The sequence below is a fragment of the Paenirhizobium cremeum genome, from assembly GCF_047553425.1.
In the GTDB taxonomy this organism is placed as follows: Bacteria; Pseudomonadota; Alphaproteobacteria; order Rhizobiales; family Rhizobiaceae; genus Allorhizobium; species Allorhizobium cremeum.
In genome coordinates this window covers 315,092-329,647 of sequence record NZ_CP180217.1, presented here as the reverse complement: position 1 = coordinate 329,647, position 14,556 = coordinate 315,092, and the positions used below count along the sequence as shown (strand labels likewise).

Here is a 14,556-nt window from a genome sequence, read left to right as displayed (position 1 = left end):
CTCAGCGTCCTTCCATTTCCCGGCGGGCGTTGCGGATGTTCCAGATCATGATCGGCACCACCATGACCATGATGACGACGGCGATCGAAGCGCCGCGGCCGAAATCGCCGCCGCCGCGGAACATCCAGTCGAACATCAGGTTGGCGAGAACCTGCGTCTGCCATTGGCCATTGGTCATGGCGAGCACGATATCGAAGACCTTCAGCACGAGGATGGTGATCGTGGTCCACACCACGGCAATGGTGCCCCAGATCTGCGGCACCTTGATCTTGAGGAAGATCTGCCATGGATTGGCGCCGTCGATCACGGCCGCCTCGATGGTTTCTTCCGGAATGCCGCGCAGCGCCGCCGACAGGAGAACCATGGCAAAGCCGGTCTGAATCCAGATCAGGATGACCATCAGGAAGAAGTTGTTCCAGAAGGGCAGCGTGATCCAGATCTGCGGCTCGCCGCCCAAAGCCACGACGATGGCGTTCAGGATGCCGATCTGCTCGGAACCGGCATCACGGTAGTCATAGACGAACTTCCAGATGACGGACGCGCCGACGAAGGAGATCGCCATCGGCATGAAGATCAGCGATTTGGCGATATTGCCCCACCAGATACGGTCGGTGAGCGCCGCGATGATGAGGCCGAACAGGGTGGATGCCGCCGGGACGACGATCAGCCACAGGATGTTGTTGAAGATCGACTGGCGGAATTCGGCATCGTTGACCATCCAGCGATAGTTGGCAAGGCCGACAAAGCTGGTGCCGGAGCGGTCGAACAGCGAATAGGCCACCGATGAAAATACCGGATAGACCAGGTAGATCGATAGCGACACGATGGCCGGCCCGAGGAACAGCCAGGGGCGGATCAGGCTGGCGCGGCGGATATTGCGCGACGCCCGCGCCGTGTCGGCAAGCCGCGGCGGCAGGATCAGGTCGAGCAGCAGGTTCGAGCCATAGAAATAACCGATCGCACCGGCAATCCCGATCACGATGGTCAGCAGCGCATAGAATAACTGTTGCAAGGCATCCCCTCCCGGCAGCGGCAAAGCTGCCGATGCCGCCGTAACCGGCGACATCGGCACGGCTCTTGTGACGGTTACTTCAGGCCGTCCCAGGCCTTCTGGATATCGGCAGCGACATCGGCCGCAGACTTGCCGCCGGTGTAGTCGACCATGCCTGTCCAGAAGGCGCCGGCACCGATCTTGCCGGGCATCAGGTCGGAACCGTCGAAGCGGAAGGTGGTGGCGCTGAGCAGAATATCGCCCTGTTTCTTCATCGGACCGTTGGCATAAGCCTCCTTGTTGGCCGCCTTGTAAGGCGTTAGGAAGCTCGACTGGGCCATCCAGACCTCATGGGCGATCGGCGTCTTCAGGAAATCGATGAAGGCGCGGGCGGCCGGTGTGTCCTTGGTAATCATGGCGAGCGTGCCGGCACCGAGAACCGGATTGCCGAGATCCCTCTTGCTGTCATAGGGCGGCATGTAGAAGAAATCCGCATCCTGCCCGACAACGGTGCCTTCCGGGAAGAAGGACGGAATGAAGGAGGCCTGGTGATGCAGGTAGCACTTCGGCGGCGAGGCGAAGAGGCCTTTCGGGCTGTCGCGGAAATCGGTGGAGGCGACACCGGCCGCGCCGCCATCGACGAACTTGTCGTTTCTCGCGAACCAGCCGAATTCCTCGATCGCGCCGACGACGGCCGGATCGTTGAACTTGATCTCGTTCGATACCCACTTGTCGTAGACATCGGCGGGCTGGGTGCGCAGCATCAGATCCTCAACCCAGTCGGTCGCCGGCCAGCCCGTGGCGCCGCCGGAACCGAGACCGATGCACCAGGGAGTGCCGCCATCGGCGACGATCTTCTCGGTCAGCGCCTTCAGTTCCTCCATGGTCTTGGGAACCTCGTAACCGGCATCCTCGAAGTTTTCCGGCACGTACCAGACCAGCGACTTCACGTCGATCTTGTAGGGGAAGGCATAGATGGCGGCCTTGCCGTCCTTGCCCTTGTAGGTGGAGAGGTCCACCCAGGACTGGCCGGCAGCGTAATTCTGCAGCAGCCAGTCCTTGTTCTCATCGCCGAGCGGCACGAGATGGCCCTTGGCGGCGAGATCGGCGATAAGGCCCGGCTGCGGCAGGATGGCAACATCCGGCGGGCTGCCCGCCTGGGTGTCGATGACGATCTGCTGCTCGTAATTTTCGGAGGAGGAGTATTTCACGTCGATGCCGGTGGCATCCTCGAAATAGGCCAGAACGCTTTCGAAGAGAGCCTGGTCCTCACCACGCCAGGGGCCGAAGATCGTCACCGACTGGCCGGACATGGCATGCGACTTCTTGAATTCCTCGAGGCTCGCCCAGTTGAACTTCGCATCCTCGCCCGGCTTGAACTTCAAATCCGCAGCGCCCGCAGCACCTGCAAGGAGCGCGGCAGCGGCGACGGTCATCAACAATGTCTTCTTCATGTGAATTACCTCCCTCCACACAACCGACGAACAAACGTCGTTCTTCTTCCATGGCTCTTTTCAAAGCGCTTTGGCAGTAAAGTCATCCCACTGACGGCAAAGTGGAGTCAAGCACATTTCGATAGTTGCCGCAAATCGACGCAACTTGCCGCATGCAAAATGTTCAATTGCGACAGAATTCGACATTTTCCTGTTTCGGCACCCGGACGGGACTGCTAGAAAATAAAAGCGCTTTGGGCGGCCGGCGGCGGAAAGCACCGGACGGGGGCAGGCGCGGCAGGGAGGGACTGCATACCGTGAATCTGAAACAACTGTCCGAGCTTCTCGGCCTGTCGCAAACGACGATCAGCCGGGCGATCAACGGTTATCCGGAAGTCAACGAGGAAACGCGGCAACGCGTGCTCAAGGCGGCGCAGGAAACCGGCTACCGGCCGAACCGGGCCGCGCAGCGCCTCGCGACCGGCAAGGCCGGCTCGATCGGGCTGGTGATGCCGACAGCTCCCGGGCACTATTCCGACGTCCATTTCGGCGAATTCCAGAGTGGCCTCGCGGAAGAGGCGCTGCGCCACGATTTCCACTTCGTCATCATGCCGTCCCATCCGCGCGACGAGGAGCAGGCCATCCGCTGGCTGGTGGCGAGCGGCAGCGTCGACGGCTATTATCTCGCCTATATGCGTGAGAGGGACCCGCGCATCGCCATGGCGAAATCGCTGGCGATACCGTTCATCGTGCATGGCCGCTCCTTTGGCCTCGAGACCGACTATCCCTATCTCGACGTGGACAACGAAGGCGCTTTCCGGGATGCCGCCCGCCTCCTGCTGCAACTTGGACATCGCCGCTTCGCCCTTCTCAACGGTCCGGAAGATCTGGATTTTGCCCTGCGCCGCAAGCTCGGCACGATCGCGGCGCTGCAGGAAAAGGGGCTGACGCTTGCGCCTTCCCACATCCGCCATTCGGTCATGACCGACGAATTCGGCTATCGCGGCATGGCGGAACTGCTGCAACTGCCGGAACGGCCTACCGCGGTGCTTTGCGCCAGCACGGTGCTTGCGCTCGGCGCTGTCAGGGCGATCAACAAAGCGGGCCTGAAACTCGGCGAGGATATCTCGCTGATCGCCCATGACGACGTGCTGCCGCTCCTGAAACCGGAAAACTTCACCGTGCCGCTAACGACGACCCGGTCCTCGCTCCGGGCAGCGGGCATCCGCATCGCCCAGCGACTGATCGCAGCGATCAACCGCATCGAACAGCAGCCGCCCGAGCACGAACTCTGGACCGCGGACTTGGTGATCCGCGCCTCGACCGGCCCGGCGCCGCAATAGCGCTCAGGCTGCGGGAGCCTGCGCGAAATGCAGGCCCGCCGGCATTGGACCATGTCAGAACTTCGGCGCGGGCCGTCCGGCGGCGCGGTAGGCTGCGATCACCGTATTGGCCATCAGCATGGCGATGGTCATCGGACCGACGCCGCCCGGAACCGGGGAAATCGCGGCGGCGACCGGTGCGCATTGGGCGAAATCGACATCGCCGACCAGCTTGTTCCTGCCCTCGCCCTTTTCCGGTGCCGGCACGCGATTGATGCCGACATCGATCACGGTTGCGCCGGGCTTCACCCAGTCCGCCTTTACCATTTCCGCCCGGCCGACGGCAGCGACGAGGATATCGGCGCTGCGCGCAATGCCGGCGAGATCGCGGCTGCGGGAATGGGCGATCGTGACGGTGGCATTGGCGTTGAGCAACAGCTGCGCCATCGGCTTGCCGAACAGGTTGGAGCGGCCGATCACCAGCGCATTCAGGCCGGAAAGATCGGCCCCATGGATCTGCCGCACAAGGATCATCGCACCGGCGGGCGTGCAAGAGACAAGCCCCGTATCCAGATCGCCCGTCGCAAGCTTGCCGGCGTTGACGACGTGCAGGCCGTCGACGTCCTTTTCCGGCAGGATCGACTGGATGACCGCCTCGGAATTCAGATGCTTCGGCAGCGGCAGCTGCACGAGGATGCCGTCGATGTCGGGATCGGCGTTGAGTTCCGCGACCAGCGCCATCAGTTCTTCCTGGCTGGTCGCCTCGGGAAGCGTGTGCTGCACGGACTTGAAGCCGCACTGCTTGGCCATCTTGCTCTTGGAGTTCACATAGGCGTGGCTCGCCGGATCGTCTCCAACGATCACAACGGCCAGGCCCGGCCTGCGGCCCGCCTCGGTCTCGAGTCTTTCGGCAGCAGCCTTTACCGCTGCGACAACCGATGCGGCTGCCTGCTTGCCATCAATCACCGTCGTCACGATAGCACCCTCTCGCTTGCTTCCTGGCCAATCCAGAGCCCGACCCTAAGGCAAAGGAAGCGGGCCGGATTTGCCTGTCTCCGCCCTATGCTGTCAAAATTGGGCAATTTGCAAGAGGCAGCGGCGGCAAGGCTGCTATGCCTTGGTGCCGCCGGCGGGATGGCGGCGTCCGGAACCGCCCGGCAGGTCCTTGCGTTCGGACAGTTTGTGGCGCAGCACATGGTAGAGGAAGACAGGAATGCCGAGAATATAACGGCGCCACAGGCGTTCCGGCTCCAGCCAGAGGCGATAGGCCCATTCGGCGCGGATACTGCGCAGCCAGGACGGCGCGCGCGGCACGCGACCGGACGCGAAATCGAAGAGCGCGCCGACACTCATGACGACACGGGCATGCTCCGGCCGGATGTTGCTGTCCACCCACTTTTCCTGAAGCGGCGTCCCCATGCCGACGAGCAGGATGTCGAGTTCGGCGGCGTCAAGAGCGGCAAGCATCTCGGTGCAATCGCCCTTGTCGAAGAACCCGTCGGAAACCGGGATGAACCTGTGCCAGGGGGCGTGCCGCTGGAAACCCGCCGTCGCCGCCGCGAGAACCTCCGGCGAGCCGCCGATCAGGCCGATGCGCCGCGGGGTCACCATATAGGTCAAAAGCGCCGGAACGAAATCGGTGCCGTTCAGGTTCGCCACGAACTTCTCGCCGTTCAGCAGATGAGAGGCGATATCGAGGCCGACACCATCCGGCAGCACGATCGAGCGGCCAAGAACCTCGCGGAATTCCCTATCCGCCAGCATGATATTGGCATTGTTGGCGTTGAGGAAGGTGACATGGGCCTGACCTACCGGCAGGTTCGCGAGTTCGTTGACGAAAGAAAGGGCACCGTCCCAGTTGAGGTCGTAAACGGAGCAGCCGAAGATCGGCAGGCGGGGCGCTAGAAGAGCGAAGGTCGGAGACGGATTCATGCCGGCCTCCCGCATCCTGCGGCGCAGGGCAGCACAGGCTCGGGCAAGGCTGCACCGGCAAACGGAACCGCCAGCAAGCCCGGCAGGGATCGGATATGGACGAATGACCGCATGACGCCACGCAATACGAGAAACGATGGCGCAGTCTTAGCAGGCACGGCTGAAAGCCACTTTAAACTTACCGTTAAGATTCGGGCTGCCGCGTTAACCCTTCTTTCATGGAGCCGGTCGCGATGTCTGCCCGCCCCCGGCCGGCGCCGCATGACAGGCTACGGGAAGTGGACGCGGGGTGCTGCTGCGTTCTGCGGGAAAGCGCAACCCTGAGGGGAATCGCGTCGGCAACGCAAGGACGATCCGATAAATCGGGCAGGAATTTGGCAGCCGCCGGCGATCAATATCGCATTTGCCTCATTTAATGTTTTCCACCGGAAAATTGTGGGCATATTAACCATGCACCACTAAATCTAGTGCAAATCGGCCCCCAATGGTTAATCAATTGTTAATTAATCCCCGCAACTTTCCACCATTGTCTCGGATTCCACCGATTCGTACTCCTAACTCAATCGTGGCACTACACTGATTCGGAGGCGGACGAATGATCGTAGTAGTTGACGAGCGAGAGCTCGTGACCGAGGGATACACATCCCTCTTCGGAAGAGAAGGCATTCCATCAACCGGCTTCGACCCCGTCGAATTCGGCGAATGGGTCAATACCGCGGCGGATGCCGACATCGCGGCCATCGAGGCATTCCTCATCGGCCAGAGCAACGATACCCTCGCCCTGCCGAGGGCCATTCGCGATCGCTCCCGAGCCCCGGTCATTGCGGTCTCCGACCAGCCATCCCTCGAGACGACGCTCGCCCTCTTCGACAGCGGCGTCGACGACGTCGTGAGAAAGCCCGTCCATCCCCGCGAGATCCTCGCCCGGGCCGCCGCCATCCGGCGCCGCCTCACCGCCATCTCCTCCTTCACCGATATCGGACCGATCCGCGTCTTCTCCGACGGCCGCGATCCCGAAATCCAGGGCGAGGTCTTCCCGCTGCCCCGTCGCGAGCGGCGCATTCTCGAATATTTGATTGCAAACCGCGGCCGGCGCGTCTCGAAGTCCCAGATCTTCTCCGCCATCTACGGCATCTTCGACGAGGACGTCGAGGAAAACGTCGTCGAAAGCCACATCTCCAAACTGCGCAAAAAACTCCGCAAGAAACTCGGTTTCGACCCCGTCGATTCCAAACGCTTCCTCGGATACTGCATCGACTGGAAGTAAAGCCGCTTCCACCGCGGGCGGAGGAACCGCCCGCATCGCCACCGCCGGCCATGGCCGAAAAACATCAGCGTTACAGTTCAGTCATTGCGGAGTTCCGGGTCTCGATCGAGAGCCGGATCGCAGGTCAAGTTCGGCCATGATGCGGCTGGCCGAAGCAAGCTTTTTCAACCCTGTATTTCAGACAGCTTCACGCAAGGAACGATACCTAACGTGAGGCAACCACTAAAACGAGGATTCGAAATGAGCCTTTTTGGAACCATGAAGACCGCCGTGTCGGGCATGAACGCGCAAGCGAACCGACTGGGCACGGTCGGCGACAACATCGCGAATTCCAGCACCACGGCATACAAGAAAGCCTCGACATCTTTCTCGTCGCTCGTTCTGCCCTCGACCTCGGGCAACTACAATTCCGGCGGCGTCGAAACCAATGTCTCCTATTCCGTATCCGAACAGGGTGCGCTCGAATACACCACCTCGGGTACCGACCTTGCCATCCAGGGCGAAGGTTTCTTCATCGTGCAGGATACGGCCGGCAATATCTTTCTGACGCGCGCCGGCTCCTTCACGCTCAACGACGAAGGCAATCTCGTCAACGATGCCGGCTACATCCTGATGGGCTATTCGGCGAGCAGCGGCACGCCGACCACGGTCGTCAACTCCTATGACGGTCTCACGCCGATCACGATCTCCGACACGGGTCTGACCGCAGTCGCCACCACCAGCGGCTCTCTGACGGGCAACCTCAACTACTCGGCCGACATCGTCGCCGCCGGCGCCTATGCGAGCGACAACAATGCCAGCGTCGACGTCGATTCCGACAGCATCCTGAAGACCTCGGTCACCACCTACGATGCCGTCGGCGCCTCGATCACCTACGATTTCTACTATACCAAGACCGCCGCGGGCACCTGGGAAGTCGCGGTCTACAACGCCGCCGATGCGAACACCTCCGGCAGCGGCAGCTTCCCTTATTCCTCGGCCGCGATCACCACCGCCGAACTGGTCTTCGACGGCTTCGGCAAGCTTGCCACGGTCGATGGCACCACGACCTTCTCGATCGATGTCAACGGTATCAGCTTCGACCTTTCCGGCATGACCCAGCTCTCGGCAGAATCGGCCATTTCCGACGGTAGCGCCGACGGTAGCCCGGCAGAAGCCATGACGGGTATCGAGATCGATTCCGACGGCACGGTTTACGGAACCTACGCCAAGAGCGACCCGAAGGCTCTCTACCAGGTCGCGCTCGCAACCGTGGAAAGCCCTGACAACCTGACGCTTTATTCCGGCAACGTCTACCGGACCAGCGCCACCTCCGGCGTCGTCACCATCGGCTTTGCCGGTTCTTCCGGTTTCGGCGAAATCGTCGCCGGCGCACTCGAAACATCAAACGTCGACCTCGCTTCGGAACTGACCGAAATGATCGAGGCCCAGCGCAGTTACTCGGCAAACTCCAAGGTATTCCAGACCGGTTCCGACCTGATGGATGTTCTCATCAATCTGGCCCGGTAATCCTTTCAGGAGATCGTGAATGTCACTCGCTTCCGCGTTGAATACAACCAAGTCAATCTTCAGCAATACATCGACGCAAACCTCGGTCGTATCGGGGAACATTTCGAGCGCCACGACGAGCGACTACAATCGACGCACTGCGGTGACAACCACGAACGCCTATACCGGCGCCACCACCGTGAAGGTGGAACGCACGGAAGATGCGGCGCTGCTGAAGCAGGTCCTGCAATCCATCTCCGACGACTCCGGCCAGCAAAGCCTGCTGGCCGGTCTCGAAACACTCAATTCTGTCATGGGCGGCGATGAATATTCCGCCACGCCGTCGGAAGCCCTCACGGCTCTGCGCGAAGCCCTTCAGACCTACGCGGCCTCGCCGAGCGACGCTACCCTGGCCGCGGCCGCAGTGGCGGCCGCCAATGACGTCGCAACCTCGCTCAACCAGCAGACCCAGGCCGTCCAGGAGCTTCGCACCGACACGGACGGCGATATCGCCACCACGGTGAATACGCTCAACCAGCTTCTTTCCGACTTCGAGAAGGCCAACAACGCCGTCAAGTCGGCCACGGCCTCCGGCGGGGATGCCAATAACGCGCTGGATACCCGCGAGAGCCTGCTCAAGCAGATTTCCGAGATCATCGGCATCTCGACCACGGTGCGCGACAACAACGATATCGCCATCTACACCACGACGGGCGTCACGCTGTTCGAGACCGTGCCGAGAGAGGTTTCCTTCGACGCCACCCCGGCCTACGACGCCAATACCGTCGGCAATGCCGTCTATATCGACGGCGTGGCACTGCCGGCCGGCGAAGGCAGCAGCACTTCCGCCGCGGGGTCGCTCCAGGCGCTCCTGCAGTTGCGCGACGAGGTCTATCCGGGCTACCAGAACCAGCTGGACGAAATCGCCCGGGGCACGATGCTGCTCTTCTCGGAGACGGATGCCGGCGGCGCGGCGATTGCCGGCCTCTTCACCACCGTCGATGCCTCGGTGGTCGATTTCGAGACTGCCGACATCATTCCGGGCCTTGCTGGCCTGATTACCGTTTCCTCCGCCGCCCAGGCGGACCCGAACACGTTGAGGGACGGCGACATCGCCGGCGTCGACCAGAACACCGAAGGTGCCGCAGGTTATTCCGACCTGCTCTACAAATACGTGGCCGGTTTCGAAACACAGATGGCGTTCGATGCCGACGCCGACATCTCCACCAACGCGACACTGCTCGATTTCACCAGCGACTCGATCGGCTGGGTCCAGGAATATCGCAGCGACGCGACGACCGCGGCCGAAAACACGTCCGCGATGCTGAACCGGTCCGAGGAAGCCTATTCCAACGCGACCGGCGTGAACCTCGACGAAGAACTTATCCTGCTGCTCGACATCGAACAGTCCTACAAGGCGGCCTCCAAGCTGCTGTCGACGATCGACGAGATGCTGGCAAGCCTTATGGAGGCCGCGAGCTAACCATGAAGACCACCAATATCTCCTCGCTGGCCATCAGCAAGGCCATGCAGCTGACAACGTCAAACTCCATGGCGGAAGTCTCCAAGCTCGAAGTGGAATCGGTGACCGGCACCTATGCCGACGTCGGCCTCGAACTCGGCACCCGGACATCGACGAGCGTCGACTATTCCCGGGAAAGCAGCCGGCTGCAGTCGATCATCGATGCCAACGCACTTGCCGAGCAGCGCATGGAATCCTCGCAGCTGGCGCTGGAAAACATGTCGGGCTCCTCACAGTCCCTGCTGGACTCCATCATCGCGCTCAGCGGCAACTCGGACTCGAGCAGCCTTCAGGTCGCGGCCGACACCGCGATGGCAACGCTCGAAAATTTCGTCAGCTACACCAATTCCGCGGTCAACGGCGAATATCTGTTCTCGGGTATCAGCACGGACGTGCAGACGCTGGACGACAGCTTCATCACCGATATCACGGCCGACTTCAACACGGCGTTTGCCACCTTCAAGACGGCGAACGGCATTGCATCGAACGCCGACGTCACCGAAACGCAGATGGCGCAGTTTCTGTCGGACTATGAAACTGCGTTCAACTGGTCGTCCTGGACTAACGCATCTGACACCACAATGTCGACGCGTATTAGCACATCGGAAACCGTATCGACATCGACAAGCGCCAATACCGATGGTTTCAAGAGCCTTGTGCTCGCCGCGGTGGTATCGTCACAGCTTGTGAATTCTGGTCTGAACGCCAGCGCCCTCAGCGTCGTGAATACGGCGGCCACCGATTATGCCGGTTCGGCGATCACCGGGCTGGACAGCCAGCGCTCCCTGCTCGGTCTCTCGCAGGAGCGCGTGGAAAAGGCCAACACATACATGGAACAGCAGAAGTCGATCATCGACACCCAGCTGACGGGTCTGATCGGCGTGGATACCGAGGAGGCATCGGTGCGGTTGACGACGCTGCTGACGCAGATCGAGACCTCCTACACCATAACTTCCAAGATACTGAACCTCAGCCTTGTAAACTATCTCTGAGTACATCGACGTTGATGAGCGACGGAATTGTAAAGCCATGAAGGAAAAGTAGATGTTCCAGTTTTCATATGCGGAGATCATGGAAGATGATCTCACCCTCGCCAGAGAAAGGGAACGCCAGGTTTTAACGCGGTCGATCGAATATCTCACAGCGGCGAAAGAAGCAGAGCGGTATGGCAAGGAAGCGATCGAGGCAATCTACTACACGCGCCGTGTATGGTTGCGTTTCATAGAAGACCTGAAGCAGCCGGAAAACGAACTCAGTGTTGAACTGAGAGCCAACCTAATCTCGATAGCAATCTGGATTCTCAAAGAGTGCGAGCAGATACGCAAGCGCAAGTCGCAGAATTACCAGGCCATCATTGACGTGACCACCATCATCAGGGATGGATTGAAATGAAAAGCACGCTACGCCTCTCTTTGAAATCAGGCGAAAAGATCTTCGTCAACGGCGCCGTCCTGCGGGTTGATCGCAAGGTATCCATTGAATTTCTCAACGACGTCACCTTCCTGCTGGAGAACCATGTCCTTCAGCCCGAAGACACGACGACGCCTCTGCGCCAGCTGTACTTCATCGCGCAGATGATCCTCATCAATCCGGAAGGGAAGGAACAGTCGCTTGCGCTCTTCCGCAAGTCGATCACCATGCTTCTCTCCTGCTTCCGCAATGAAGAGGTTCGCGCGGAACTGAAGCGCATCGATGCCCAGGTCTCGTCCGGCCGTACCTTCGATGCGCTGAAGGCCATCCGCTCGCTGTACCCCGCCGAGGAGGCCATCCTCAGCAACAATGAAATCACACCCGCAGTCGTCAAGGAACTCCGAAAGGAAATCGCACCATGGTGACAGCAGTCAGCTCCACCACCTCGACCACCTCCACGACGTCGACCAGCTCGTCGACGGCGGCAAACGATGCGGCCTCCGCCTCGCTCGATTACGACAGCTTCCTGCAGCTTCTAATCGCGCAGATGCAGAACCAGGACCCGACCGATCCGATGGATGCGAGCGAGCAGATCTCGCAGCTCGCGACCTTCTCGCAGGTCGAGCAGAGCATCAAAACCAACAGCAACCTGGAAACCATGATCGGCCAGAGCAATCTCGCCAATGCCGCCTCCTACGTGGGCAAGGCACTCGAGAGCGCCGACGGCGAGACCACCGGGATCGTCGCCTATGTTTCCGTCACCTCGGACGGCATGGTCGCAACCACCACCGATGGAAAAGAGATCACCATCGAAAACGGCATCATCGTCGGCGAGGTGGCCTCTTAATCCGAGGTCGAGAATCGGCTATTCTTAAAATTCTGGGAGACCGGCGGTCGGCACTGCCGGTCTTTTCTGCTTTATGAGCCAAAGAAGTACGCCATGAACGAAGCTGACGCTCTCGACATCCTGCGCAACGCGATCTGGACGATCCTCGTTGCGTCCGGTCCTGCGGTTCTCGCCGCCATGGTGGTCGGCGTGGCGATTGCGCTGATCCAGGCGCTGACCCAGGTTCAGGAAATGACGCTGACATTCGTGCCGAAAATCATCGCGGTCATGGTCGCCATCGCGCTGTCGGCGCCCTTTGTCGGCGCCCAGATCTCGCTCTTCACCAACCTCGTCTTCTCGCGCGTGCAATCGGGCTTCTGATCCGCTGCGTTCAATGAAAAGAGCCCCCGCCGATGCATCATCCATCGGCGGGGGCTCTTTCGTTGTTCCAATACGGTGAAACTTCCGTCCGGGTTATGGCCGGCGTTTCCGGCCTGGCCCGGCCGTGCTTCGTTCAGGCCGTCTCGAGGCTTGCCGGAAAATGGTCATCGAGCCACTGGGGCCAGTCCAGTATGGTAATCCTTTCCGGACGCATGCCGGCATGGATCTTCCACGTCTTGATGTATGGCGATGCCTCGGTCAGCAACTGGCGGTACAGAGCGGATAGTGGCGCAGTTCTCGACAGAAGGTGGATTTCCTTGCGGGTACCTTTCCCGATGATGGTCCTGCGGACCGCATCGGTAACGGTCTCGCAGACCACGAAAATGACCGGGTCCCGATCGTCCAGGGCAAGCCCCGACAGCAGGGCCGGGATATCGACCGTCCTGTCGGCGTCGAGCAGGACGGCCGATGGGTTTTGTTTCGTGTGCAACAGGGTCAGCGGATAGAGCCGGGACAGGACCTCGTCCTGCCGTCTTGAACTGTCATAGGCCGAACCGGAGGACTGCCGGGACTGGTCATAGATCGTCGGACGCTTGACATCGATGGCGGCCAGCCAGTTCTGCCGACGCGGCACGACATATCCGGGAATCCGGTTGCGCTGGAGGAACTCGCAGAGCCAGATATCCGCCATGTTGGGATGCCGGAAATCGCTCAGTTTCATCGTGATGACGCTCGAATGGAACATGCTCGTGCCGGACGCCGGCACATGAACCAGACGCCGCCGCAGCAGACCCTGCTGGAAATGGAATACCGCCCGGTTGCCTTCGGCATAATAGGTTGTCGCCGGCTGCAAGATGATCGAGCCGTGAACGGAAACGACGCTTCGCCCGCCAGTAGAGGCTAGTTCCGCAATCATTCGCTCGACGAAATCGTCGGGATAGATGATGTCGTCATCGCAGGTTATGTAAAGCGCATCGCTGACCTGCTCCAGCCCCCAGAACTTGCCAGCATCGCCATACTGCTTGCCATCCTCATCGATGAAATAGGTAATCTTCGGGTGGCTGCGGACGAATTCCGGCGCTTCCTTGAAGCCGTTCAGATAGAGGAACATCCTGTCGATCTGCGGCAGAAGCGAATTGACGGCTGCCCGCATCGCGATCTCGTTTCCCGCAACAGTGGCCATGCCCGCATAGATGCCGGTGGTCGGCGGAAGTGCGGCCAATGCCTCTGGCGCAATCAGGTCCAGAGCGCGCTCGCCGGCATAGGCGACGGGATCGACCATCTTGAACAGATAGGTCGGCGTGTGATTGTAAACCTTGATCTTGCGATAGCCGAAGGGACGCAGGATGGCTTCGATCTCCCGCAGGGCCCCGACGGTCGCCGCCTCGATAATCAGCGCCGGCTTCGAGCGCTTGAGGGTTTCCGTCGCCCCTTTCAGCACTTCGCATTCCATGCCTTCGACGTCGATCTTGATGAGGCTGACCAGACGGTCGCCGACAACCTCGTCAAGACTGACGATTTCGATGTCGCCGCCCGAGTCTTGCGTCACCTGGGCCATGCCGAGATTGCTGCTGTTGGTATCGACGATGCGGCCGCTTCCGGCGGTCTCTCCAAGCGCGACGGCATGGAGTTCCACCTTCTGCTTCAGCCCGTTGAGTTCGATATTGGCGGAAAGCACGGCAAGGGCTTGCGGGTTCGGCTCGAATGCCAGGACGCTGGCGCCGAGCACCTTGCTGAAAAACAGCGTATGGTTCCCGATATTGGCGCCTGCGTCGATGGCCAGCGCTCCATCAGGGATCAGTGGAGCGATATCCTCGAGCATCCGCTGTTCGTAGAACGTCCGGCTGCGCAGGATATGCTTCTGGATGTGATCTTCGGAATCCGGAAGATGAAATGCGATCCGCGTCTCGTTGACCTCGATTTCGCATGTGGCGCTTACGGTATTAGGCATTTGCAATCTTTCCCCCGCTGGGCGAACTGGACG

General features: G+C 60.5%; 14 protein-coding genes. 9 read left to right on the top strand and 5 right to left on the bottom strand.

Annotation, left to right across the window (positions count from 1 at the left end; all coding sequences use genetic code 11):
- Window position 1 precedes the first annotated feature (1 nt).
- Window positions 2–1,012, bottom strand: a complete 1,011-nt coding sequence (locus tag ACLBKR_RS01610) for a carbohydrate ABC transporter permease (protein ID WP_162708200.1) — start codon at window positions 1,010–1,012, stop codon at window positions 2–4.
- A 74-nt stretch (window positions 1,013–1,086) separates the two neighbouring features.
- A complete protein-coding gene (locus ACLBKR_RS01605; protein ID WP_113425864.1) occupies window positions 1,087–2,445 on the bottom strand; it encodes an ABC transporter substrate-binding protein in 1,359 nt (452 codons plus the stop codon).
- A 296-nt stretch (window positions 2,446–2,741) separates the two neighbouring features.
- On the opposite strand from ACLBKR_RS01605, the gene ACLBKR_RS01600 reads away from it, so the two are divergent.
- Window positions 2,742–3,767 carry a substrate-binding domain-containing protein gene (locus ACLBKR_RS01600; RefSeq protein ID WP_113339680.1) on the top strand — a complete coding sequence of 342 codons (1,026 nt, stop codon included), beginning with the start codon at window positions 2,742–2,744 and terminating at the stop codon, window positions 3,765–3,767.
- Window positions 3,768–3,821: 54 nt separating this feature from the next.
- On the opposite strand, the gene folD is transcribed toward ACLBKR_RS01600, so the two are convergent.
- Entirely contained in the window at window positions 3,822–4,721 is a 900-nt protein-coding gene (gene folD / locus ACLBKR_RS01595) for a bifunctional methylenetetrahydrofolate dehydrogenase/methenyltetrahydrofolate cyclohydrolase FolD (protein ID WP_112828421.1), read from the bottom strand.
- 135 nt (window positions 4,722–4,856) lie between these two features.
- Window positions 4,857–5,678, bottom strand: a complete 822-nt coding sequence (locus ACLBKR_RS01590) for a WecB/TagA/CpsF family glycosyltransferase (protein ID WP_113425863.1) — start codon at window positions 5,676–5,678, stop codon at window positions 4,857–4,859.
- Window positions 5,679–6,273: 595 nt separating this feature from the next.
- On the opposite strand from ACLBKR_RS01590, the gene rem reads away from it, so the two are divergent.
- The 8 genes from rem (at window position 6,274) to fliQ (ending at window position 12,572) form a co-directional block, all read left to right on the top strand.
- The gene (rem, locus tag ACLBKR_RS01585; protein WP_112831947.1) at window positions 6,274–6,945 is read left to right on the top strand and encodes a transcriptional activator Rem; all 672 of its coding nucleotides are present in this window, start codon (window positions 6,274–6,276) and stop codon (window positions 6,943–6,945) included.
- A 240-nt stretch (window positions 6,946–7,185) separates the two neighbouring features.
- The gene (locus tag ACLBKR_RS01580; protein ID WP_112830911.1) at window positions 7,186–8,454 is read left to right on the top strand and encodes a flagellar hook protein FlgE; all 1,269 of its coding nucleotides are present in this window, start codon (window positions 7,186–7,188) and stop codon (window positions 8,452–8,454) included.
- Between the two features lie 19 nt (window positions 8,455–8,473).
- Window positions 8,474–9,916, top strand: coding sequence for a flagellar hook-associated protein FlgK (gene flgK / locus ACLBKR_RS01575; protein WP_113341135.1), 1,443 nt, complete (start codon window positions 8,474–8,476; stop codon window positions 9,914–9,916).
- Window positions 9,917–9,918: 2 nt separating this feature from the next.
- Window positions 9,919–10,947 (top strand): flagellar hook-associated family protein, encoded by a 1,029-nt coding sequence (locus ACLBKR_RS01570; protein WP_414900373.1) that lies wholly within the window; start codon window positions 9,919–9,921, stop codon window positions 10,945–10,947.
- A 52-nt stretch (window positions 10,948–10,999) separates the two neighbouring features.
- On the top strand, window positions 11,000–11,347 hold the full coding sequence (gene flaF, locus ACLBKR_RS01565; protein WP_112830914.1) for a flagellar biosynthesis regulator FlaF: 348 nt from the start codon (window positions 11,000–11,002) through the stop codon (window positions 11,345–11,347).
- Window positions 11,344–11,790 carry a flagellar biosynthesis repressor FlbT gene (gene flbT, locus ACLBKR_RS01560; RefSeq protein WP_112830915.1) on the top strand — a complete coding sequence of 149 codons (447 nt, stop codon included), beginning with the start codon at window positions 11,344–11,346 and terminating at the stop codon, window positions 11,788–11,790. Before flaF ends, flbT begins: the two co-directional genes overlap by 4 nt.
- The gene (gene flgD, locus ACLBKR_RS01555) at window positions 11,784–12,212 is read left to right on the top strand and encodes a flagellar hook assembly protein FlgD (RefSeq protein WP_112830916.1); all 429 of its coding nucleotides are present in this window, start codon (window positions 11,784–11,786) and stop codon (window positions 12,210–12,212) included. Before flbT ends, flgD begins: the two co-directional genes overlap by 7 nt.
- 93 nt (window positions 12,213–12,305) lie before the next feature.
- Window positions 12,306–12,572, top strand: a complete 267-nt coding sequence (fliQ, locus tag ACLBKR_RS01550) for a flagellar biosynthesis protein FliQ (protein ID WP_112830917.1) — start codon at window positions 12,306–12,308, stop codon at window positions 12,570–12,572.
- 133 nt (window positions 12,573–12,705) lie between these two features.
- On the opposite strand, the gene ACLBKR_RS01545 is transcribed toward fliQ, so the two are convergent.
- The gene (locus tag ACLBKR_RS01545) at window positions 12,706–14,523 is read right to left on the bottom strand and encodes an FkbM family methyltransferase (RefSeq protein ID WP_414900370.1); all 1,818 of its coding nucleotides are present in this window, start codon (window positions 14,521–14,523) and stop codon (window positions 12,706–12,708) included.
- Between the last annotated feature and the right edge of the window lie 33 nt (window positions 14,524–14,556).

Coding starts and splice junctions, on each gene's coding strand:
- ACLBKR_RS01605 (WP_113425864.1), bottom strand. CDS start 2,445: ATGAAGAAGACATTGTTGATGACCGTCGCCGCTGCCGCGCTCCTTGCA.
- ACLBKR_RS01590 (WP_113425863.1), bottom strand. CDS start 5,678: ATGAATCCGTCTCCGACCTTCGCTCTTCTAGCGCCCCGCCTGCCGATC.
- rem (WP_112831947.1), top strand. CDS start 6,274: ATGATCGTAGTAGTTGACGAGCGAGAGCTCGTGACCGAGGGATACACA.
- ACLBKR_RS01580 (WP_112830911.1), top strand. CDS start 7,186: ATGAGCCTTTTTGGAACCATGAAGACCGCCGTGTCGGGCATGAACGCG.
- flgK (WP_113341135.1), top strand. CDS start 8,474: ATGTCACTCGCTTCCGCGTTGAATACAACCAAGTCAATCTTCAGCAAT.
- ACLBKR_RS01570 (WP_414900373.1), top strand. CDS start 9,919: ATGAAGACCACCAATATCTCCTCGCTGGCCATCAGCAAGGCCATGCAG.
- flaF (WP_112830914.1), top strand. CDS start 11,000: ATGTTCCAGTTTTCATATGCGGAGATCATGGAAGATGATCTCACCCTC.
- flbT (WP_112830915.1), top strand. CDS start 11,344: ATGAAAAGCACGCTACGCCTCTCTTTGAAATCAGGCGAAAAGATCTTC.
- flgD (WP_112830916.1), top strand. CDS start 11,784: ATGGTGACAGCAGTCAGCTCCACCACCTCGACCACCTCCACGACGTCG.
- fliQ (WP_112830917.1), top strand. CDS start 12,306: ATGAACGAAGCTGACGCTCTCGACATCCTGCGCAACGCGATCTGGACG.
- ACLBKR_RS01545 (WP_414900370.1), bottom strand. CDS start 14,523: ATGCCTAATACCGTAAGCGCCACATGCGAAATCGAGGTCAACGAGACG.